The 21639-nt window shown below is 39.2% G+C and carries 22 protein-coding genes and 1 other annotated feature; of the genes, 10 read left to right on the forward strand and 12 right to left on the reverse strand.

Annotated elements, in window-relative coordinates; translation table 11 throughout:
• Positions 1 to 18 precede the first annotated feature (18 nt).
• Both AC0VYJ_RS13705 and AC0VYJ_RS13710 read right to left on the reverse strand, forming a co-directional pair.
• Positions 19 to 348 (reverse strand): YolD-like family protein, encoded by a 330-nt coding sequence (locus AC0VYJ_RS13705; protein WP_475365431.1) that lies wholly within the window; start codon positions 346 to 348, stop codon positions 19 to 21.
• Between the two features lie 14 nt (positions 349 to 362).
• Entirely contained in the window at positions 363 to 1619 is a 1257-nt protein-coding gene (locus AC0VYJ_RS13710) for a Y-family DNA polymerase (RefSeq protein WP_194222052.1), read from the reverse strand.
• Positions 1620 to 2139: 520 nt separating this feature from the next.
• Between AC0VYJ_RS13710 and AC0VYJ_RS13715 the strand changes: the two genes are divergently transcribed.
• Positions 2140 to 3795: a M4 family metallopeptidase gene (locus AC0VYJ_RS13715; protein ID WP_475365432.1), complete on the forward strand. Its 1656-nt coding sequence runs from the start codon at positions 2140 to 2142 to the stop codon at positions 3793 to 3795.
• 112 nt (positions 3796 to 3907) lie between these two features.
• Positions 3908 to 4711: an SDR family NAD(P)-dependent oxidoreductase gene (locus AC0VYJ_RS13720; RefSeq protein ID WP_194222054.1), complete on the forward strand. Its 804-nt coding sequence runs from the start codon at positions 3908 to 3910 to the stop codon at positions 4709 to 4711.
• An 88-nt stretch (positions 4712 to 4799) separates the two neighbouring features.
• On the opposite strand, the gene AC0VYJ_RS13725 is transcribed toward AC0VYJ_RS13720, so the two are convergent.
• From AC0VYJ_RS13725 to AC0VYJ_RS13735, 3 genes are all read right to left on the reverse strand, one after another.
• Positions 4800 to 5360, reverse strand: coding sequence for a GNAT family N-acetyltransferase (locus AC0VYJ_RS13725; RefSeq protein ID WP_430247158.1), 561 nt, complete (start codon positions 5358 to 5360; stop codon positions 4800 to 4802).
• 190 nt (positions 5361 to 5550) lie between these two features.
• Positions 5551 to 6087 (reverse strand): GNAT family N-acetyltransferase, encoded by a 537-nt coding sequence (locus AC0VYJ_RS13730; protein ID WP_475365433.1) that lies wholly within the window; start codon positions 6085 to 6087, stop codon positions 5551 to 5553.
• A 199-nt stretch (positions 6088 to 6286) separates the two neighbouring features.
• On the reverse strand, positions 6287 to 6925 hold the full coding sequence (locus tag AC0VYJ_RS13735; protein WP_475365434.1) for an NUDIX hydrolase: 639 nt from the start codon (positions 6923 to 6925) through the stop codon (positions 6287 to 6289).
• Positions 6926 to 7233: 308 nt separating this feature from the next.
• Between AC0VYJ_RS13735 and AC0VYJ_RS13740 the strand changes: the two genes are divergently transcribed.
• Positions 7234 to 7740, forward strand: a complete 507-nt coding sequence (locus tag AC0VYJ_RS13740) for an LURP-one-related family protein (RefSeq protein ID WP_371018639.1) — start codon at positions 7234 to 7236, stop codon at positions 7738 to 7740.
• Positions 7741 to 7989: 249 nt separating this feature from the next.
• Here the strand turns inward: AC0VYJ_RS13740 and AC0VYJ_RS13745 are convergent, their stop codons facing one another.
• On the reverse strand, positions 7990 to 8781 hold the full coding sequence (locus AC0VYJ_RS13745; RefSeq protein ID WP_475365435.1) for an SDR family NAD(P)-dependent oxidoreductase: 792 nt from the start codon (positions 8779 to 8781) through the stop codon (positions 7990 to 7992).
• Between the two features lie 12 nt (positions 8782 to 8793).
• A complete protein-coding gene (locus AC0VYJ_RS13750) occupies positions 8794 to 9762 on the reverse strand; it encodes an MBL fold metallo-hydrolase (protein ID WP_475365436.1) in 969 nt (322 codons plus the stop codon).
• Between the two features lie 415 nt (positions 9763 to 10177).
• Between AC0VYJ_RS13750 and proC the strand changes: the two genes are divergently transcribed.
• Complete coding sequence (gene proC / locus AC0VYJ_RS13755; protein ID WP_475365437.1) at positions 10178 to 11008, forward strand: pyrroline-5-carboxylate reductase; 831 nt, start codon at positions 10178 to 10180, stop codon at positions 11006 to 11008.
• Between the two features lie 90 nt (positions 11009 to 11098).
• Here the strand turns inward: proC and AC0VYJ_RS13760 are convergent, their stop codons facing one another.
• Positions 11099 to 11362: an HPr family phosphocarrier protein gene (locus tag AC0VYJ_RS13760; protein WP_194222062.1), complete on the reverse strand. Its 264-nt coding sequence runs from the start codon at positions 11360 to 11362 to the stop codon at positions 11099 to 11101.
• A gap of 261 nt (positions 11363 to 11623) precedes the next feature.
• Between AC0VYJ_RS13760 and AC0VYJ_RS13765 the strand changes: the two genes are divergently transcribed.
• On the forward strand, positions 11624 to 11932 hold the full coding sequence (locus AC0VYJ_RS13765; RefSeq protein WP_475365438.1) for a MerR family transcriptional regulator: 309 nt from the start codon (positions 11624 to 11626) through the stop codon (positions 11930 to 11932).
• Positions 11933 to 12040: 108 nt separating this feature from the next.
• A complete protein-coding gene (locus AC0VYJ_RS13770; RefSeq protein ID WP_475365439.1) occupies positions 12041 to 12427 on the forward strand; it encodes a DUF302 domain-containing protein in 387 nt (128 codons plus the stop codon).
• A gap of 51 nt (positions 12428 to 12478) precedes the next feature.
• Here the strand turns inward: AC0VYJ_RS13770 and AC0VYJ_RS13775 are convergent, their stop codons facing one another.
• Positions 12479 to 12802: an MGMT family protein gene (locus tag AC0VYJ_RS13775; RefSeq protein WP_475365440.1), complete on the reverse strand. Its 324-nt coding sequence runs from the start codon at positions 12800 to 12802 to the stop codon at positions 12479 to 12481.
• A 141-nt stretch (positions 12803 to 12943) separates the two neighbouring features.
• Between AC0VYJ_RS13775 and AC0VYJ_RS13780 the strand changes: the two genes are divergently transcribed.
• Both AC0VYJ_RS13780 and AC0VYJ_RS13785 read left to right on the forward strand, forming a co-directional pair.
• The gene (locus AC0VYJ_RS13780) at positions 12944 to 14590 is read left to right on the forward strand and encodes a BCCT family transporter (RefSeq protein ID WP_475365441.1); all 1647 of its coding nucleotides are present in this window, start codon (positions 12944 to 12946) and stop codon (positions 14588 to 14590) included.
• 113 nt (positions 14591 to 14703) lie between these two features.
• Positions 14704 to 14907, forward strand: a binding site (T-box leader).
• Between the two features lie 72 nt (positions 14908 to 14979).
• Positions 14980 to 16323 (forward strand): sodium-dependent transporter, encoded by a 1344-nt coding sequence (locus tag AC0VYJ_RS13785; protein ID WP_475365442.1) that lies wholly within the window; start codon positions 14980 to 14982, stop codon positions 16321 to 16323.
• A gap of 54 nt (positions 16324 to 16377) precedes the next feature.
• On the opposite strand, the gene AC0VYJ_RS13790 is transcribed toward AC0VYJ_RS13785, so the two are convergent.
• Positions 16378 to 18426: a peptidoglycan D,D-transpeptidase FtsI family protein gene (locus AC0VYJ_RS13790; RefSeq protein ID WP_475365443.1), complete on the reverse strand. Its 2049-nt coding sequence runs from the start codon at positions 18424 to 18426 to the stop codon at positions 16378 to 16380.
• A gap of 281 nt (positions 18427 to 18707) precedes the next feature.
• Positions 18708 to 20153 (reverse strand): cardiolipin synthase, encoded by a 1446-nt coding sequence (gene cls, locus AC0VYJ_RS13795; protein WP_475365444.1) that lies wholly within the window; start codon positions 20151 to 20153, stop codon positions 18708 to 18710.
• A 258-nt stretch (positions 20154 to 20411) separates the two neighbouring features.
• Between cls and AC0VYJ_RS13800 the strand changes: the two genes are divergently transcribed.
• Both AC0VYJ_RS13800 and AC0VYJ_RS13805 read left to right on the forward strand, forming a co-directional pair.
• Entirely contained in the window at positions 20412 to 20549 is a 138-nt protein-coding gene (locus AC0VYJ_RS13800; RefSeq protein WP_194222070.1) for a hypothetical protein, read from the forward strand.
• A 172-nt stretch (positions 20550 to 20721) separates the two neighbouring features.
• Positions 20722 to 21357, forward strand: a complete 636-nt coding sequence (locus AC0VYJ_RS13805; protein WP_430246946.1) for an FMN-dependent NADH-azoreductase — start codon at positions 20722 to 20724, stop codon at positions 21355 to 21357.
• 53 nt (positions 21358 to 21410) lie between these two features.
• Here the strand turns inward: AC0VYJ_RS13805 and AC0VYJ_RS13810 are convergent, their stop codons facing one another.
• The gene (locus AC0VYJ_RS13810; RefSeq protein ID WP_430246947.1) at positions 21411 to 21620 is read right to left on the reverse strand and encodes a cation transporter; all 210 of its coding nucleotides are present in this window, start codon (positions 21618 to 21620) and stop codon (positions 21411 to 21413) included.
• Positions 21621 to 21639: the final 19 nt, after the last annotated feature.

Raw genomic sequence — 21639 nt, forward strand, 5'->3', positions numbered from 1 at the left:
GAGGATACTCCATTTTTTTCATTCTAACTCTACGTGCACAAGGTCCAGCAGCTTTATCGTTGTCCTTTTTTCATTATGGTCAATAATACGCAGTTCTTTCGTAAGTGGATCTACATAGTGCACATATCCAAAGAGAGTTTTCATTTCTCCTCCACTAAAATATTGAAAACAAAGCGAGTTGTGAATGGCCATTGCTTCACATATCGTTTCATTCATTTTCGCCATTTTTTGTTCATCAAGTACCGGCTTTTCACTTCTTTTTTCTTCGGTTTTCCAATCTCTTAGCTCTTTCACATGCTCAGGTAACATCATTGATGTCCATTTTATATTTCCGCGATCACGAATCACGCTTCTTCCCCCTTCTATGCTTTATGACCACCCACAAGTTTACTTCTATGCAGTGCCGTACCGGCCTTTGTGTATGAAACGGCACGAAGCAGCGCATCTGAGCCATATTTCTCCCGGATCGAATCCATCACATATCCGAGATCCCGCTGCTTTGGGCGTGACGCATTAAATAAGTCCAACTGCACTTCTTCATCATTGCAAATATTTGAAAGGGTAATGGAAATCTTACGAACCGTTTTTCTTTCAAAAAACTCCTCAAATAACTGAAGACATACATTGTATATTTCGAGCGTAATAGCAGTCGGGCTGTGGATACTCCTTGAACGGTGAAAGCCACCCCCGCCTTCTTCTTTGCTATAACCAATCCCAAGGCTAATCGTACGCCCTGCCTTCCGGGCTTTTCTCGCACGTCTTGCAACTTCTTCACTCATCTCAAGAATGACGTGTTGAATGTCTTTTTCGTCATGGTAATCTCGTAACAAAATTTGGCTTTTCCCATAGCTAATCTGTCCCTGCATAATCGGCGCACCCATTTCAGAAAGATCGATGCCCCACGCATGATGATAGAGCTGATTTCCCATAATACCGAATTTTTCTTCTAGTAGATGTAGCGGGTAATGCGCAAGCTGCTTTACATTCATAATCCCCATGCGATTTAACGTTCGCTCGACACGCGATCCAATACCCCACATTTGACTTAGCGGGGAAAGCGGCCAGAGTTTTTTAGGAATATCTTCATAAGTCCATTCTGCAATCCCTTTTTCTTTCGCTTCCAGATCAAGACAAAGCTTTGCCATTAAAAGATTTGGCCCGATCCCTATGGCGCATGGTAATCCGAATGTCTCTCTTATTTCATTTTTGATCTTGTGAGCTACTTCAAATTTGTTTCCCCAAAGTCGTTCTGTCCCATCAACCTGCAAAAACGATTCATCAACGCTATACGTATGGATACATTCTGATGGTACATAACGATGAAAAAGCCTCGTTATTTCCATTGATTGTTTCAAATATGAAGACATTCTCGCATTAACGATACGAATGTTTTTGTTATTTGGAATTTCAAATAGTCTGCTCCCTGTTCGTATTCCAAATTCCTTTTTTAGTGCCGGAGACGCCGCCAGCACAACACTTCCCTGTCGCTCGGTATCACCAACAACCGCGAGATAGCACGTAAGTGGATCAAGCCCCATCTCTACTGCTGAACAACTTGCATAAAAACTTTTCATATCAATACATAGGATTGTTTTCTTTGGAAATTTAGAATAATCCATTTGTATCCCCCCTTCTCCTAAATGAAAGAACGTTTGTTCCCTTTATGTATACCCGTATTTTAACCGAATATACGTTCCCTTTACAATAAGTACTTTCTTCCAATCATAAAACGATTCACTTAGCATCACCCTTTTCTCTAAAGTAACGAAAAAATACCGGAAGAAGAACGATAATGAACTTAACGCTATTCACTCGAAAGTTAGTCATCAAAGCACATACCGATTAGAGATCCTACACTTGTTCCATTAACAGATAGGGATGTAGAAATACTCGCGCATCAATCTATAAACGCACAGAAAAAGAACCAGTATATTCCATTTCACATGGTCATTCACGTCCTTGTTTATGAGCACACGACCTACTGAGTCTAAAGAACCAATCCCCTTTTTAATAACAGGTATATCTCCCTATAACTATATCCAAAAGGATAGGTCTTAACTATCAAAATAGTTTAAATAGTTTGAATATTAAACCTTTTATGATAATGTTAGCTCATCTTAATCACGAGGGGGATATAGAATGGGAAAGAAAAAAAATTTACTTTCAATCGGTTTATCAGTGGGGCTCGTTAGTACCATGCTCGCACCATCCTCAACATTTGCAGCAGCAGATACGAATATGAATAAAGAAACAGGAACACCTTCTTTTGTTTCAGGAAAACTAACAAAAGCAAGCTCTCAAAATGCCAATCAAGTGTTATTTGATTACTTGAACGAACAGAAAAACCTGTACAAGTTTAGTGGATCTTCTGCTAAGGATTCCTTTAAAATCCTATCAAAAGAAAAAGACGATCTTGGTTTCACGGTTTTTCGATTACAACAACTTCATGAAGGAACACCTGTTTATGGTTCAACTCAAACGGCTCATGTTGATGAAAGTGGTATTTTAACAGCCGTATCAGGTACAGTTATTCCAGACCTTGGGTCGAAGAAAGAGCTTAAAAAAGCAACAAAATTCAAGAAACAGGACGCCGTTAAAAAAGCAGAAGAAGATCTCGGTTTTTCACCAGCCTATGAACAAAAACCCGAATCCAACCTTGTCGTCTATACCGAGGGGGAGTCTGCAACGTATGCTTACCATGTGACCTTGAACTTCCTCTCGCCTGAACCGGGTAACTGGCAATACATAATTGATGCAACAAGTGGTGAAGTTCTAACAAGCTTCAACGCCCTACACGAAGCAAAAAAAGAAGGAGTTGGCAAGCCAGGTGGTGGCGATAATGTTACCGGAACAATTAAGACGGCAAGTGGAACTGGTGTACTTGGTGATCAAAAAACGTTCAATACGCTCCTCTCCTCTTCAACTTATTACTTGAAAGACACTACGCGAGGTGGCGGAATCTTAACATATGATGCGGCAAATCGCACAAAACTGCCAGGCTCTTTATGGGCGGATTCGGATAACGCCTTTAACGCAAGCTATGACGCGGCGGCAGTCGACGCTCACTACTATGCAGGAGCGACGTATGATTATTATAAAGATGTCTTCAACCGAGATAGTTATGACGGAAACGGTTCACCACTAAAGTCCACCGTACATTACGGACGTAACTACAATAATGCGTTCTGGAACGGAAGCCAAATGGTCTATGGTGATGGAGATGGCTCAACTTTTGTATCCCTTTCAGGTGGTGAAGATGTTGTTGCTCATGAATTGACACACGCTGTCACTGATACAACAGCTGACTTAATTTATCAAAATGAATCAGGAGCACTGAATGAATCCATGTCTGATGTATTCGGAACGCTTGTAGAATACTACGACAGCAATAACCCTGACTGGTTAATCGGAGAAGATATTTATACACCAGGTACATCCGGAGATGCTCTTCGTTCAATGTCAGATCCATCCCAATTCGGAGACCCTGATCATTACTCTGTCCGCTATACTGGTTCTCAAGATAATGGCGGCGTTCATATCAACAGTGGCATCATGAACAAAGCAGCTTATCTGCTGAGTGAAGGCGGTACATTCTATGGCGTAACCGTATCAGGAATTGGAAAAGACAAACTCGGCGCTATTTACTACCGCACCCTTACGCAATACTTAACCGCTTCTTCAAACTTTAGTCAGATGAGAGCAGCAGCAGTACAAGCTGCAACTGATCTTTATGGAAGCGGAAGCTCAGAAGTTCAATCTGTAAAACAGACTTTTAATGCGGTTGGAGTTCAATAGAAAGAAGTTAGGCAGGCAGCCAATGGCTACCTGTCTTTTCGTTATGTCAGGGTTTTATAAGTATTCAAACGGGTAAAAGGGTGGTGCTAGACCTTAAAAGGAGGAAGGACGAATGGGAATTTTCAAAGAGGATACGCTTAAGCATGAACATGTTCTCATTACCGGAGCCACGGGTGGTATTGGATATGAAACCGCAAAGGCCGCCGTACAAGCCGGTGCTACGATTACGATAACTGGAAGAAATAAGGATAAATTAACTCAGCTGAAGCAGGAGTGCGATGAGTTAGTGGCGGAAGCAAAAGTTGCTGTTCTTCCCGCTGATTTAAACAATGAGAAAGATCGTTATACCCTTATCGAAAGTGCGATTAAATATAACGGAAGCATCACGGGGTTAGTTAACTCAGCAGGAATTGGCGGCGGCAATACGCTTGATCAATTACAAGAAGAAGATCTTCGCAAAGTAATGGAGCTAAATTATACCTCGACTGTTTTACTGACTCAACTTGTGTATAAGCGAATGCGTGAGGATAAGAAGAAAGGGGCGATTGTAAACCTCTCTTCTCTCTCAGGTCTTAGAGGAACTTTTGGTAACACGGCATATAGCGCTTCAAAGTTTGCTATAACTGGCTTCACGCAGTCGTTTGCCCACGAGGCTATCCGTGATGGAATTAGAGTTAACGCAGTATGTCCCGGCTTCGTTGATACAGAAATGGGCCGAAATAGTATTGCTTCAAAAGGGGCGAGAGAGAATAAAAGCTTTGAGGAAGAATTAAAGGCTGTAGAAGCAGCAATGCCATCTAGAAGAATTACGCAGCCTGAAGAAGTCGCCAATAGCATCATTTACCTTCTCTCAAATGCGTCAGAAAACATTATTGGCGAATCGCTCAAAATTTCAGGTGGAAGCGTTATGCGCTAGGTGCTTTGGAGAAATTATCTACAAATAAAAGATGACTCATACTTGAAGAAAGCATGAGTCATCTTTTATTTGAGCATTCACGAAACCATTAAGTAATACTCGCGTAGATACAAGTATCTGTTATCTGTGTTCCGTCGATCGACATATCTTCGTTTTTGAGAGTTCCTTCGAAATCATAGTCCAATCGTTCTGGAATCGCACGACTTCGCTCGTTTTCTCGATCGCATCTAATCTCGACCCTTCTGCACTTCAAGTCCTGATGTGCATATTCAGTAAGTTTCTGAACGGCCTCAGTCATATAGCCATGACCACTTTGCTTCGTAGCCACCCAATACCCAATTTCAAGCTTTGGAACATCCCATTCAATGTTATGAAACCCAGTGGATCCAACAAACTCATTTGTTTCTTTCAAAAACACCAGGAACCTTAAACTTTCACGCTTTAGGAATTTAATATGCGCCTCTCGTGTATTAATCTCTGTATCCTCAGGAGTCGGCGTTTCTCTAGCAAAGCCAAGCCAGGGCCTCAGTTCACTTATAGAAGATTGAATGGCTTGATTAACTATTTTACCATCCCCGTATTCAGGCATTCTTAACATTAATCGTTCTGTTTCAAGTACTGTTTCAATTTCCATTAAGATTGGATTCATTTCTATCCCTCCATAAAAAACCAAAAATTAACAGACGCAAATCTACCATTGTTAACAAAGAAAAGTCGCTATAATTTCAACCTCCAGCTAGGATCTTAACGAAATTCCCCACACTAATTCACTACTTTATCCTCAGAATTTTAAGGCTACTTAAAAGGAAAGGTAACCATTCAATCATTCCAGGATGTTACTATAAAACTTCTCTTCTCAAAACACTCATCCTAACCCGGTCCACATACTTTCCTTCTCTATACCGATCCTCGCGCAATATCCCTTCTTCAACAAAGCCACACTGCTTGTAAGACTTGATTGCCTTACCATTATCTACTTCTACTCTTAGCCAGATCTTATTTAAACTAAGTTCCGTAAACCCTAAATGAAGCATAGCTTTTATGGCACTCATCCCATAGCCTTTCCCCCAATAGCGTTTATCACCTATGGCAATACCTAGCTCTGCATGACCGTTTAACTGATCAATATTCTTTAAGTCTACCCAGCCAATATGTTGACCTTCACCAGTTACAATAGCTCTTTGCTCATACCCGTTCTTTCGAGTGATGCACATTTGAATCCAGTTCATTGTTTCTTCTCGTGTAAAAGGAGGATATTTCGCCGGCATATTCAGATGCTTCGTTACGTCTCGATCCAGGCACCATTGATAGCGATCTTCAACATCTAATAGAGATAGTTCTCTAATCGTAACAAAAGGTAAGGTTTTTGTTTTCATATTCTGCTCTCCTACTTGATCGATTTTAGTGGTGCATTTCTCCCGTTGCAGAAACTTTAATCTTTACTCCCAATAACAAGCCTGAAGGTAGGGAAAACAAGTTACCATTGGCTCGGCTGGACCATACTTTATGAAGAACCAAAGAATGAAGTAATAAGACAGCATTACCCGATTCTTTTTAGAGACCCCTTTTACCTCCTCAGATTATCTTCACTCTGTGTGAAGTTTTTTCTATCTCCTTCACAACCGATTGATAATAAGAGACTTCATGTGGCACAAAATGAAGTTTATTGATTTTTTCATTCACGTTTATTCTCTCTTCATCGTCATTCAAGCAAAATCCTTTTACATCCACTTCATCCCGCTCTCCCAACCAAAGGTCATAAAATTGATCAAAATCAGCTTGTACGATTCCAGAAACTTCTTCTTTTTGAAGTTTAAACTTCTCCAATGGCTGATTACACTCATAGAGGAAGATATTGGCGATTTCATTATCAAAAAAGTGGTCTTTTTTAATCGAAGCTTTTATGACCTTTAGCGGGGTCAATTCATTATAGGAAACACCAATTCCGAGCTCTTCCTCGACTTCCCTCACTCCGTCTTCAACAGACTCATCAGCCATTAAGTGACCAGCCGCTGTGATGTCATACAGCCCTGGAAAATCCTTTTTCCGATCACTTCGAAGCTGAAAGTAAATCTTTCTAACACCATTTTCGATCCGCACAAACCAGCATTGAAAAACCTCATGCCAGTAACCTTCTCTATGTACCTCTTCTCGAGATGCGATGCCGATCGCTTCTCTATTCTCATTAAATATCCTTACTTGTTCACTTTCCATTTTACACCCTCGCTTTTTATCTTTAGCTGTTTTTGTAAACATTGTTGCTGAGAGGGATTTCCGCTCCAATCAGCTAAGTGTGCTTCTTTATACAAAAATTCTTTCAAAAACAACAATCTCTGAAAAAAGAGACTTATCTTTAGCTGGATAGATAAACTTCTATTTCAGCAAAATCCTCTTCCTTATTTTAGCATTCTTACTATTGACTACAATTATTTTTTCATCAACGTTTCCATTCACATATCTAATAAGCTAGATTATTCCGAAACTTCTCTACTGTATTAATCGTATAAATGGAGGAGGGAGTGATGATTAGTATGAATCAATTATTTTTTTCGGATAACTTTTTTTCGGCAGGAAGAACAGACATCTACAATAGCGATCGCGAGACGGTAGGGGCACTTAACCTTAGAAGCGCGTTCTCTTCTAAAGTCGAAATAGAAGACGTCAATGGAGACGTTACTATGGAGGGAGCCTTTACGTTTTTCGCTAACAAATGGATAGTTAGAAGAAAAAACGGCGATGAACTCGGTTACGTGAAAATGTCATTTACTTTTCTATCAAAGAAATTCCATTATTTCAAAGACGGTAAGAAATTCACTATAACATCACCTGCATTTTCAAAAGCATACAGCATAACCGATGACTCAAATCGTGAGGTAGCTACTTTTCAAAGAACGAATAGCTATTTTGAATCAGCGAATTATGAACTTAAGAATATGTCAAGTAACCTTTTAGCAGAAGAGTTGATTTCAATTATTATAGGCGTGAACGCCTTTCAAAAAAATATTAGTGCAGCCGGAGCAGCTACTTAGCCAATAGGAAGTAAAGAAAGGGGACATCACGATAGTCAGCTATAATCCAAATAATCATCACTGTAGCGGGCATATTGTTTCTCTCTACGAAAGAAAGAGTGGCTCTTTCTAATGAAAACACCACTAGTGCCTATATTTTCATCATCCTCGATCCACTTAACCTTAGGCAGGGGCAAATGAACGAACGGCTCCTAGAAAAGAAAACCTAAAAAAAGAAGAGCACTTTAAAAGCGCTCTTCAAACAACTCATTATTTTTGATCAAAAAACTTCCCCGCCACTTTTTCAACCACGCCTGGGGCAGTATGATAAAGTTTTGCTCCTACGTTCATCCAGCCTGGGAGATTGACTTCTCGTCGACCCTTTTCAATAGCTGCTATGATTTCCTTTGATACCTTCTCTGAAGATAACATCATTTTTTCAACATTCTTAATATAAGTCCCACTACTATCTGCTGTCTCAAAAAAGCTTGTATTAATTGGACCTGGGTTAACTGTAGTAACAAAGATGTTATGTTCCTTCATTTCCATTCTTAAACTATTCGAAAAGCCAAGCACAGCGTGCTTGGAAGCAGAATAACCGGAGGATTTTGGAGTAGCAAGTTTACCTGCCTGTGATGCTACGTTAACAATGTGTCCCTGTCTTTTTGCAATCATCCGAGGCAGCACATGAGATGTAAAGCGCATCAGTCCCAATACGTTCACATCAAACATTGCTTCAATATCTTTCATATCTGCATCTACAAAAGCATCGAATTTCCCAAATCCCGCATTATTAATTAATACGTCTATAGGTGGCATTTCCTTCAGCAAAGAAGGCAATAGTTGATCAACCCGCTTACGGTCACCTACATCCAGGCTCCATACAGCTGGAGGGTATGCTCCACTTTCTTCGATTTGCTTCTTAACGTCCATTAATTTATCTTCGGAACGAGCAACGAGGATGAGTTTAGCGCCTTTTCTAGCTAAGTCAACAGCTAGCTGTCGTCCTATACCGCTTGACGCTCCGGTGATCAGGATTACTTTGTTTTTTAATTTCTTCATTAGTTCCTCCTCTTACAGCTTATACCGATAATAAGTTTGTTCTTTATCCTTTATTTTCACGATGACATTTTCCGACTCTAAATAATCTAAGTGACCAATTGTCTCTGAAAGTGTAAGGCCCACTTGCTTCTTATAAACACCTGGAAATAATTCCTTACATACTTCGAAAGCAGTTAGCGGCTGTTTTTGCAAGAGCAACGCTACTTTATCAGAGCGTTCTTCTTGCTTCCTTAGGCGCTCCTTAATTAAATCACCCGGATTTAAAACAGGCTCTCCATGTCCCGTATATACATATTGCAAATGAGCATCTAACGTTTTCCGATAAGAATCACGCTGCTGAATGAGTGGTTTTGGACGCTCTGTTCCTTTTACATAGGGCGGTTCAAGAAGCGGATTAGATGAGATTTTCTTAATAAGATGATCGCCAGCGATCATCGTTCCTGTTTCTTTATGCCATAGAGAAATATGACTTTGTGCATGACCAGGAGTTTCCATGACCGTCCATTCTGAACATCCAGGCACGGCATCCCCTTCTGATAGATGGATATCGCACTTCGCTCGATCTGTAAAAGCAAGATAATCACGCGTGTCGCGAGCATGATCAAAATACTGATCAGCCACGCCCGCTTCTCGATAGATACTTGTCATAAATGTATCATTTTCTTTCAAAAAAGAATCGCTCATTTGAAGCCAGCGATCATTTTTCCAATGTCCAAGCACACGTACTCCTCTTTCCATCATACCCCCAACCAGTCCAATGTGATCTGGATGATGATGAGTTAGTACTACTTGTTCAATATCCTCCAACGCATAACCATAATTTTTCAACTGCTCATTGAGTTCTCGCTGTGCCTCAGGTGTTCGCGGACCTGTATCTACAAGCGTCAGCACATCTCCTTTTATTAAAAAACAATTAACAGGGCCAACTGCAAATGGTGTTGGTACCGTCATTGAAAGAACGTCAGCTTTCGTTATATTCAAATTACCCGCCACCTCTACTTTTCTTTCGTTGCATGAACTAATTCTATTCTACCGCTCTTCCCTCTATTTGTCATTATAGCAAGATAATTAAATTTGAATTTTCCGACAATGGGTATTGACAATTCTCCCTGTTCGTTGCATACTATGTAAAATTAGATTGAACGTATTGGCTTTGAACGGGACTAGTAAAAGACTAGGTAAGCGTCAGAGAGAGGAATTCACAGGCTGAAAAATTCCTTCACTTCGCCTACTTTGAACCTGCCCCGGAGCCTGCTGTGAAAACACAGCCGCTTCCCACGTTACAGGGTACTTGAGGATATCGCTATGATATCAAATGAAGGTGGTACCACGGATAACGCCCATTCGTCCTTTAAATAAAGACGAATGGGCGTTTTTATATGGAAGGATGAGTAAGATGAAGAAACACACCATCGCATTCATAGGTGCCGGATCGATCACAGAAGCCATCATCGAAGGTATGATCAAAGAAAAATTTATTCATGCAAATCAAATTGTTGTGATGAACCGCTCAAACTTGGATCGCCTTGAAGAACTTAAAGACAAATACAATGTGCAAACTACACAGAACATAGAGCAGCTATTAAAGAACAATAAAGTAATCATCCTCGCCATGAAGCCTGCTGACGCAGAAACTGCCTTAAAAAATATTCAACCATATATTAATGAGAGCCATCTTATTATCTCTGTACTCGCCGGAATCACAACCTCTTATGTTGAGGAGGCTATTGGAACATGCACACCTATCGTTCGAGCTATGCCTAACACATCAGCTATGATTGGATTATCCGCAACAGCGATTTCTCCAGGTCATTTCGCTAAGAAAGAGGACCTGTTATTTGCAGAAAACTTATTCCTTACAATCGGAAGTGTTGTACAGGTTACAGAAGATAAAATGAACGCTGTAACAGGGTTATCTGGTAGTGGCCCAGCTTATTTTTACTATATGGTTGAATGCATGGAAAAAGCTGCGATTCAAAATGGCCTAGACCCGGATACAGCACGCGAGCTGCTGCTTCAAACAATGAATGGAGCCGCAAACATGCTCCGTCGCACTAATCAATCTCCAACTTTATTAAGAGAAAAAATTACAAGTTCAGGAGGAACAACACAAGCTGGAATAACTTCTTTAAAGGAATATCAATTCGAAAGAGCAATATTGTCTTGTATTACGGACGCAACTAAAAAAGCAGAAGAGCTAGGAAAAGCGTTTGAGAAACAAAAATAACTAGCTAAACTAACCCGGACATTCGTACAATGTCCGGGCAAACAAAAATAGAGCGCCATTTTAATTACTTTAAAAGCCCTCTTTATCTATTTAAACACTCTTCTTCTGAACAACTTCACACCTCTTTTTCAAGTGATATAAAGCCTCTTCACTGTCGAGTCCATTTGCAATAATTTTCATTGGCCCAAAATGAGTTGTTAACCGTCCCATACTTAATATACTTTTAGCATTTAATCGTCTTCCTTCAACTTCAACAATAATATAACTACTAAACTCGTTCGCACTTTTGACAAAATCCATTAAAAAGGTCATTGTCACTTTACCTGTGATCAAAACGGTTTCTTTATATACCATTGCAACATCCTCCTTAGTAATATATACAACCGTTTGCACATTTCTATATTGACACCCTCTTTGGCTATCCGCAAGTCTTATGGCACCTTTCCTTACACACTCTTTGCGAACAATACATATCCTACGTTAGGTATTCTAACATGCGATGCATTATCTTTTAGCGCCTATGCTATAATCATAGTAGATTGCCAGTTTAGAAGACTTCAATAGTATATGTAGCGGTAGCTGCATTATGAATATATCCACAGGGAGTGACTGGAGATGTCATACAAAGATAAAAAAGTTCTGCCAATCGGTTCAGTTAGTGAACTAACGGGACTATCTTTACGAAAAATCCGCTACTACGAAGAAAGAGGACTAATCTCGCCAGAACGATCTGGTGGCGGAACTCGAAAATTTTCATTTACGGATGTAGAGAAATTAATGGATATCGCCAATCAAATTGAAGATGGTATGCAAACATTTGAAATCAAAAAGCTATATAAGAAAGAAAAGCAGAAAGACAAAGATAAAATCAGAGATGAAATGATTCGTGGTCAACTAAATGCCGCTTTCAAAATGACGAAATAAACAAAACAGGCGACAAACGCCTGTTTTTTCATATGGACTCGTTTAAAATATACGATGCCGGGTATACCAATAAAGCATAACGATATTTATTATAAGGGGTTGTTCTAAATGAGTTTTCATTACACAGTTGAAACATCCAAAACAGTCGAACAGGCAGTCTCTGATTTAAGTTCGGAACTTCAGACAGAAAAATTCGGTGTATTATGGGATTTCGATCTATCTGCTAAGTTACAAGAAAAAGGAATGGACTTTCATACACCTTATCGTGTTCTAGAAGTTTGCAATCCTAAAGAGGCTGAACGCGTTCTAAATGAAGACAAATTAGTTGGGTACTTTCTCCCATGTAAAATTGTTGTATATGAAGAAGATGGTCAAACTAAAATCGGGATGCCCAACCCAACAACATTATTAAATTTAACGGGTGATGACAACTTAAGCGATATTGGCTCTGACATTGAAAAGCGCCTTGTTTCATGTATTGATAAAAGCAAATAGAATTACTGAACAAGAAGGTGTATCTCTAACGAGATACACCTTCTTGTTTTATTAACCATTGTCTCGCAGAGCTGGCTCATAGCGATAGACAGTTAAATCAACTTTTGAATTAGGTAGAAAGACAATCCCTTCTCCTTCGAGCAACATTTTCTGATCAATAGAGCCTTCTTCCGTTTTGATACCAATTTCCCCTTTTGCGTTGATCACACGATGCCATGGGAGTTTATACTTCTGACTCATTGAATGGAGAATTCTAACCACTTGTCTTGCTCCTCTTGGACTTCCCGCACACTTGGCGATTTGTCCATATGTCATCACTTTACCAGATGGGATTTTACTAATAATCGAAACGACTTTCTCAGTAAATGACTCCAAATACTTCACCCTCTAATGTCACTTTCTATCCACTTATTATAACAAAACCGACGTAATTCCAAAAAATAAAAAGCGTTGTATAAAAAAATGTTCGTGCTAGAAACTAAGCTTAGTCCGCTATTGCAAAGGAGCTTAAATGTAATGGATAAGCGAATAATTGATTGGCCTACCTTTCTGGGTGCTTTAAGTTTATTACTGCTCGTTACCGTCCCACTTACTCTTTTTCCCGAGAGTGGAAAGGAATTCGTCAATAAAGCAAATGAGTTTGTTACAACCCAATTTGGTGTCCTTTATTTAATTGTCGGTCTCGGTATTTTTTTCTTTTTAATCTATGTGGCGTTCAGTGATAATGGACGTGTGCGATTAGGTGAAGAAGGAGAACGTCCTGAATTCAATAATTTTTCTTGGGCAGGAATGCTGTTCTGTGCAGGAATAGGATCAAGTATTTTATATTGGGGAACGATCGAATGGGCCTATTATTATCAAGGACCACCGTTTGGATTGGAGCCCGGAACAGAAGAAGCTATCCTTTGGGCAAGTACATACGGAATCTTCCACTGGGGACCAATCGCATGGGCGATCTACACCCTTCCCGCTCTTCCTATGGCTTATTTCTACTATGTTCGTAAAAAACCCGTTCTCAAAATAAGTGAAGCGACAAGACCGTTAATTGGAAACCTTGTTGATGGGCCTTTAGGGACTATTATTGATGTTCTATTCATGTTTGGACTTCTTGGGGGAGCAGGTACCACGCTTGCCCTTGGAACTCCTATGATCGCTGAAGGAATCGATGCTCTGACAGGTATTGGAGTAACAATGGGCTTAAAGACGATGATTCTTATTCTGGTCACAGCCATTTTTGCCATTAGTGCCTACTCAGGATTAAAGAAAGGAATTAAGGTGCTATCAGATATCAACTTAGTTCTCTCGATTTTTCTGCTTCTCTTTGTTTTAATAGTGGGTCCGACGCGGTTTCTCGTTGAAACGGCAACGAACAGTGTCGGCTTATTGTTAGATAACTTCTTTCATATGAGTACATGGACAGAGCCATTCAATGCTCTTGGCCCATATGATAAAACTGGATTCCCAGAGAGTTGGACCGTCTTCTACTGGGCATGGTGGCTTGTTTACGCACCTTTTGTTGGGCTATTCGTCGCCAAGATTTCAAGAGGTCGTTCTATTAAACAAATGATCCTTGGAACCATTAGTTACGGAACCCTGGGAAGTTTATTATTCTTTGGTATTCTTGGGAATTATGGACTTCATATGCAGTTAACAGGTGAATTCGACGTCATTAAAGTACTCAATGATCAAGGAGCACCAAGAGCGATAATTGAAACGATTGCTCAGCTTCCCCTATCATGGTTTATGATTTTCGTTTTTGTTGTATTAGCGATCATCTTTCTTGCGACTACGTTTGATTCCAGCTCCTATATTCTCGCTTCCGTTGTCCAAAAAGAGGTAAAAGATGAACCCCTCCGTTGGAATCGGCTGTTCTGGGCATTTGCTCTTTGCTTAATGCCACTGGTGCTGATGTTTGTTGGGGGACTCGGAACTCTCCAAACCGCAAGTATTGTCGGTGGGTTTCCCCTTCTATTTATCATGATTATGCTAGGTTGGTCGTTTATGCGTGCTTCAACAGCCGATATTAAAGCTTCTGAACACTATGAGCCCAAAACTTTTTCATTAAACTACAAAAAGATTTTACAGACAATTCGCCGCAAGAAAAATAAGCCGCAAAAAGGGCCGATTGACGCGCATTTTGAAGACGATAAAAAAGACGACTAACTTTTCGGCACCCGATTCAAACACAAAACATGTTATTGATTATTTTTCCATATCGAAATTCATATTGACACTTTCAGTTGGTCATGATAAAAATTGAATAACTCTAAAATAATTGAACTGCTTTGAAGGAAACTAAGTAGCCACCTTTTCCCTATTGAAGAGAGCCGATGGTTGGTGAGAATCGGTATATAAAAGGACGTGAATTTCATTTCTGGAGCTTCTTTTGCAATCGCAAAAGACGGTGAAGATCGTTATACTATGAAGTGGTGAGTTCATCTCACAACCAGGGTGGTACCGCGATAAAAATCGTCCCTACGGATAACGTAGGGACGATTTTTTTGTGGCATAACGTGATCAGCATTCAATACAAATTGAAAGGAGAAAACAGCATGAGTCAAAACGAACAGTGGTCATCAAGACTTGGATTTATCCTAGCTGCAGCAGGTTCTGCCATCGGGCTTGGCGCAATTTGGAAATTCCCTTATACAGCAGGGCAGAACGGAGGCGGGGCTTTCTTTCTGATCTTCATCCTATTCACCTTAATTCTCGGTCTCCCTCTTTTGCTTGCAGAGTTCTCTATTGGACGAACTGCTCAAAGTAATGCGGTAGATTCTTATAAAACCATTTCTCCTGAATCAAAATGGTATCGCGTAGGGATTATGGGCATGATTACTTCATTCATCTTGTTATCCTTTTACAGTGTTATTGGGGGCTGGATTATTGCCTACCTGTATAAAGCTGTGACAGGAGAGCTAAATGGACTATCTTCAGACGAATACGCTCAGGTTTTTGGAACGACCATTTCGAATTCATTTATTAGCATATTCGCACAATTTATTTTTATTATTTTAACGATCCTTGTTGTAGCAAGAGGTGTTGAAAAAGGAATTGAACAAGCAAGTAAAATTATGATGCCTGCATTATTTCTTCTCTTTATTATTCTTGTCATTCGTGCGGTAACATTAGAAGGTTCGATGGACGGGATCTTATTCTTGCTTCAACCCGATTTCTCAAAAGTCACATCACAAACCATACTTGAAGCAATGGGGCAATCTTTCTTTACATTAAGTGTTGGTGTATCCGTTATGGTTACTTACAGTTCTTACTTACCAAAGACGCAGAGCTTACCACGCTCAGCGATCTCGATTGTCGCAATGAACATTTTCATTGTATTGCTTGCTGGTCTTGCGATCTTTCCTGCTGTATTTGCTTTCGATCTTGAAGCAGGCGCTGGTCCCGTTCTATTGTTCAATGTCCTTCCGACAGTCTTTGGGCAATTACCGTTCGGCATGCTCTTTTTCATTGCATTCTTAGTTCTTTTCTTATTTGCAGCATTAACCTCCGCCTTCTCTATGCTTGAAATCATTGTATCGGTGATATCAAAAGGCGATCTTAAGAAACGAAAAAAATGGGCATGGATTATCGGACTTGCGATCTTTGTTGTTGGAATTCCATCTGCCCTATCATACGGCGTTTTAAGCGACGCGACATTATTTAATAAAACGATTTTTGATTTAGCTGATTATGCAGTAAGTAACGTTTTGTTACCAATAGGAGCTTTGTTAATTTCACTATTTGTTCCATTAAAAATGAAGAAATCAGCACTCTATGAGGAATTAAAACGTGGAAGTGGCTTAAAAAAAGGATTGTTTGAAACGTGGTATTTTCTTATTCGCTTCGTTGCACCTCTTCTTATTTTGTTCGTCATGTTAGATGTCCTTGGTATCTGGTAGTATGAGTAAAAGCCTCACCAATCTGGTGAGGCTTTCTTGTTATATCATAATCTGTTATTCAGCATCTTCCTCTTCACCAGGAGAAGCTGGTTTTGGTTCGTCTTTAAGATCAAAATAAGCTTCAAATAATCGTCTAGCTATGTCTTTATTTACTGATTCATTTCGATCACTACTTAAGCTAGGGACTACAACGGCTAAGGCAATTTCAGGGTCCTCATAAGGAGCATAGCCAACAAAGGTTAAATTAAAACCCTTAACCTGATTATCATTACCGAATGACACCTGAGCAGTCCCTGTTTTACCCGCATGAGTGAAATCTACTCCCTTAAAATACTTTGTCGCTGTACCATTGGTAGCATTCGTCACTCGCCATAAACCATTTTGCACTCGATTTATATCACTTTGACTCATTTGAATACGATTCATTACGTTTGTATCGAACTGATCCACGATAATATTCGATAACCCATCGACATTTGAAGCTTCATGAACTTCTTTTAAAAAGTGTGGTTGAATTCTTTTCCCGTCGTTCGCAATCGTTGAAATATACTGAGCCATCTGCAAGGGGGTATACGTATCAAACTGACCAATCATTAAATCCATTAAGTTACCAATTTGCTGAATGCCTCCATTGATTCCTGTTGTTTCAATTGGCATATCAATTCCCGTCTTATTACCTAATCCAAATTGATTGAAGTGATAACGAACAGCATTATAGCCATCTCGATTCCAGGGAATCCCGCTTGTGTCTGGAACATAATCAAACCCTGCTATCATCATAGCGATTCGGTACATATACACGTTGGAGGATCTTTCTAATGCTTCCACATCATTTACCCACCCTAAGTTTGCATATGAAGCTTTCTTTGGAGTAGAAGGAATAGATATTGGAGTATCGAACAGAGTTGTTCCATGGCTAATCACACCCGTTTCATAACCCGTTAGGACGGACGCCCCTTTCACCGCTGATCCCATTTCATATGATTCTGAAAGGGTCCCATAGGAATACTCGATATACTCATTTTCTTTCGAGCTATATTTTGTTCCACCAAATGCTAATACCTCACCCGTTTCTGGATCCATTCCAATCGCATACGCACGATCAGCGTATGGGTTCCCACGAGCTCTAGCTTTTCTTAATTCCTCTTCAAGAATCGATTCAAGCTTCTGCTGAAGATCTATATCTACTGTAAGAACGAGATCATTCCCTCTTTTTCCTGGAGTCACCTCAGGTTCACCTATTGGTTTGCCCGATTTATCCGTTACGTACTTCTTCATCGCTTTCTGCCCTCTTAATAAATCCTCATACTGCTTCTCAAGATAGCTGATGCCTACAAGATCATTATTGTCGTAGCCTTTCATTGTATAGGCATCTAAAGATTCTTTAGGGATTTGTCCTAGATTACCAAACATCGTCTCCATCGTTTCATCGTATGGATAGACACGTTCGGCATCTGGTGAGATATCAACTCCAGGAAGCTCTTCTAGGTTCTCGCTCACTTTTGCGATTTCTTCTCTCGTTAATCCTTTTTTAATAGCCTGAGAAGAAAGCGCATACCCAGTATCCATTTGTCTTTTAATTGCAGCTATTTTTAGTTCCTCTTGATTACTCGTTATTTCTTTAAGATCTTCTTCTTTAATCCGATCAATTTGCAATTGATATGCTTTTTTAGAATCAAGATCATTCCATTCTTCTTCCGATAACTTCTCCTTTGCCTTTTCTGGTCTCGTGATAATCCAAAAATCCTTTAAATCTCGTTCAGTCACTTTATCTGTATCCATTTCTATGTATGCTGCTAACTTACGAGCTACATCAAGTCTTTCCTGCTGTTTCGTGTTCTGATTTCGGATATACGTTAATGTAAACGTTGGTTCGTTATCAACAAGTACTCTTCCATATCGATCATACATCTTCCCTCTTGGTGCTGATGATTTCGCTGTCACATTTTCTGTTTGCTCTGAAATTCGCTCAAAATCTTCCCCTTGCACAATTTGGATCACACCAAGTCGTAAGATTAAAACAGAAAACAATAAAAAAACAAAAAGAAATAAGATATTCAGCCGAAATGGCACATGTGTTTTCTTCATTTTTTCTTTAATCATAAAGGCCCCCCACGACATTTCCTTATCTTCCCAACTATCATAACATAGGTTTATTAGGACTTTTTTCCTTATTAGAAAATAAATACAATTTCATAACACCTAAAAAAAACGCTTACTTTCTCTATAGTTAGACGATTCAATTCGTTTGAATGGTTCAATTTAAAGTGTAAAAGTAGCTATGTGTGATCAATTCAGACCTTTTTACGCTTGTTTCTCCGTAAAGACATAACAAAAGGAGCGTGTTTCGTTAACACACTCCTTTACGTATTTCTATTAAGATCTTATAGTATTGGCGAAAGCAAGCGTGAAATTGATTCTTTAAAACGTATCCAAAGCGAGCGTTCAAGATATCCCACTTCTGTTAGTTCCTCACTCTTCTTCATATCGTTTATGAAAATATTCTCCAGTTTCTTTGAGATTTCCTCATCATAGATAAAGGCATTTACTTCGAAATTAAGTCGAAAGCTACGAACATCAATATTTGCTGTTCCTACTGAAGATATTTCGCTATCAACCGCAATGGTTTTAGCGTGAATAAACCCGTTCTGGTAAATGTAAATTCTAGCTCCCGCTTTCAGTAATTCTCCCACATAAGAATAGGTTGCCCAGTATACAAACAAATGGTCAGGTTTGTTGGGAATCATTAACCTCACATCAACCCCGCTAAGAGCCGCTATACGTAAAGCATCTAACAGACTTGCATCTGGTATAAAGTAAGGGGTTTGAATGAATATGGTGCGTTTTGCTGATGTAATAAGTTTAATGTACCCATTTTTAATTTGTTCCCATTCTGAATCTGGTCCACTACTGACGACCTGCACACCTGCTTTTCCAATCGATTCGATAATAGGAAAGTAACAAGATTCATACCCTACTTTGTTCCGAGCAGCATGATTCCAATCTAAGAGGAACCGTGTTTGCATAGCGAGCGTTGCACTTCCTTCTATTCGTAGATGTGTATCACGCCAATACCCAAACTTCGGATTTAAACCTAAGTACTCATCACCAACATTAAACCCACCAACATAGCCAAGTTTCCCATCAATAATAACGAGCTTGCGGTGATTTCGGTAATTCAAGCGAGTATTGACATATGGAATTCGAGAAGGGAAAAACACCTCCACTTCTCCTCCCGCTGCAATTAAATCTTGGAAGAATCGCTTCCTTGTTTTTCTTGAACCCATCTCATCATAAAGAACACGTACCTTCACACCTTCTTGTGCCTTTCGAGTCAACTTTTCTACCAGTTTCCTACCAAGATCATCTTTTTGAAAAATATAGTATTGAAAGTGAATATGATCACTCGCACGACCAATATCCTCAATTAGTGCGTTGAATTTTTCTTCTCCATCTGTAAAAACGCTTATTGCATTATCCTGAGTAAGTACTGCGTCATCATTTACAAGATGCATATAAATAAGATCTTTATGTCTGGAAATTTCTTCATGTCTAAATGGATAAATCCCACTTTTAATCTCACTAACTTGTTCCTCAATTAAATCCTCGATTCCTACTTTTTTAATATTATCCCAATCAAATAATCTTCTTCGACTAAGGTTTTGTCCAAAAACTAAATACATCACAAAACCAAGGAGCGGAATAAAAAGAAGGACCATTAGCCAGGCCCATGTGGCACCAGCATCCTTCCGTTCCAGGAAAATAACGAGCGCAGCAAAACCAAGATTTAGAACGAATAATATTCCTAATAAAATCGATATAATGTGCATAAATCATAACTCCTTTATTAACCACAATGACAAATTTTACTCTCTAATCCCTTAAGTTTACCTTATTTCTAAACTGTTATTAAGATTAATTGTGAAACAAGTGAATCCTTTCCATATTTCATCTCATTATTAAGTGATTTTATCCATTTTCTCTTGTTAGTTGAAACAAAAAAATATTGAATTTTATTACATAAAAGCTATTCCACTTCTTCTTTTTTCCAAGTAAAATAGAAGCAACAAATACAAGGAGGAGTTTAAATGAATGGTAAACCAATTCATTTCGATGGAAGCTCTGTTCCCTCTGTAACTTCAGCTAAGAATCAACCTCTTAAAATCACTGATGACGTTCGAAAATGTATCAGCTGCAATCCATTTCAACTGCCACCAACTAAATAATTCTTCATAAAAGCCTTGCTCATTTAGCAAGGCTTTTATGACTTTAACATTGATTTAATTACTATGAGGCAAATTCCTTGAATCAATCTTACGTCTGTTTTATAATTTGTCTTGAATTAAGAATAACTCAATTCGAGATAATCGGAACGAATAGGAAAGGAATGAATCTGTAATGGCAAAAGTTTTATACATCACTGCTCATCCACACGATGATACTCAATCTTATAGTATGGCAGTAGGTAAAGCATTTATAGAGACGTATAAGCAAGAAAATGAAAACGATGAGGTAGTTCATATAGATCTTTATAGTGAGCATATTCCTCAAATCGATGCTGATGTGTTCAGCGGCTGGGGAAAATTGCAGTCAGGAAAAGGGTTTGAAGAACTATCAGCAAGTGAGCAAGAAAAAGTACAGCGTCTTAATGAATTAAGTGAAGAATTTATTGAAGCAGATAAATATGTATTCGTTACTCCACTCTGGAATTTCTCTTTCCCTCCAGTAATGAAAGCCTATTTTGACTCTGTATCTGTGGCTGGTAAAGCCTTTAAATATACTGAAAATGGCCCTGTAGGTCTTTTAACAGATAAAAAAGCCATTCATATCCAGGCACGTGGTGGCGTGTATTCTGAAGGTCCCGCTGCTGAAATGGAAATGGGTCATCGTTACTTCACAACGATGATGCAATTCTACGGTGTTCCAGAATACGAAGGACTCTTTGTAGAAGGTCATAATGCTATGCCAGATAAAGCAGAAGAAATTAAACAGGATGCTATTGCTCGTGCAAAAGACACTGCACATACATTCTAATCTCGATATTTATTCACGAAAACCAGCTGAAGAATTAATTTCAGCTGGTTTTTTTATACCTTCACATCATACCCCTGCTTTTCCACTACTTTCTGTATATCTGAGGTAGACACTTCATTTTTATCATAGGTTACTTTAGCATTTCCTTCCTTGAGATGAACTTCTACAGCCAAAACTCCATTCAATTCTAGTAAAGCAGTCCGAACGATCACCATACAATTTTCTCCAGTCATTCCTTTAATCTTCAAAGTTGTTTTTTCCACTCCTTGTTCACCCCTCCAG

The sequence above is a fragment of the Anaerobacillus sp. 63XJN7_5_ISO-PGPR-S23-430 genome (assembly GCF_056173695.1).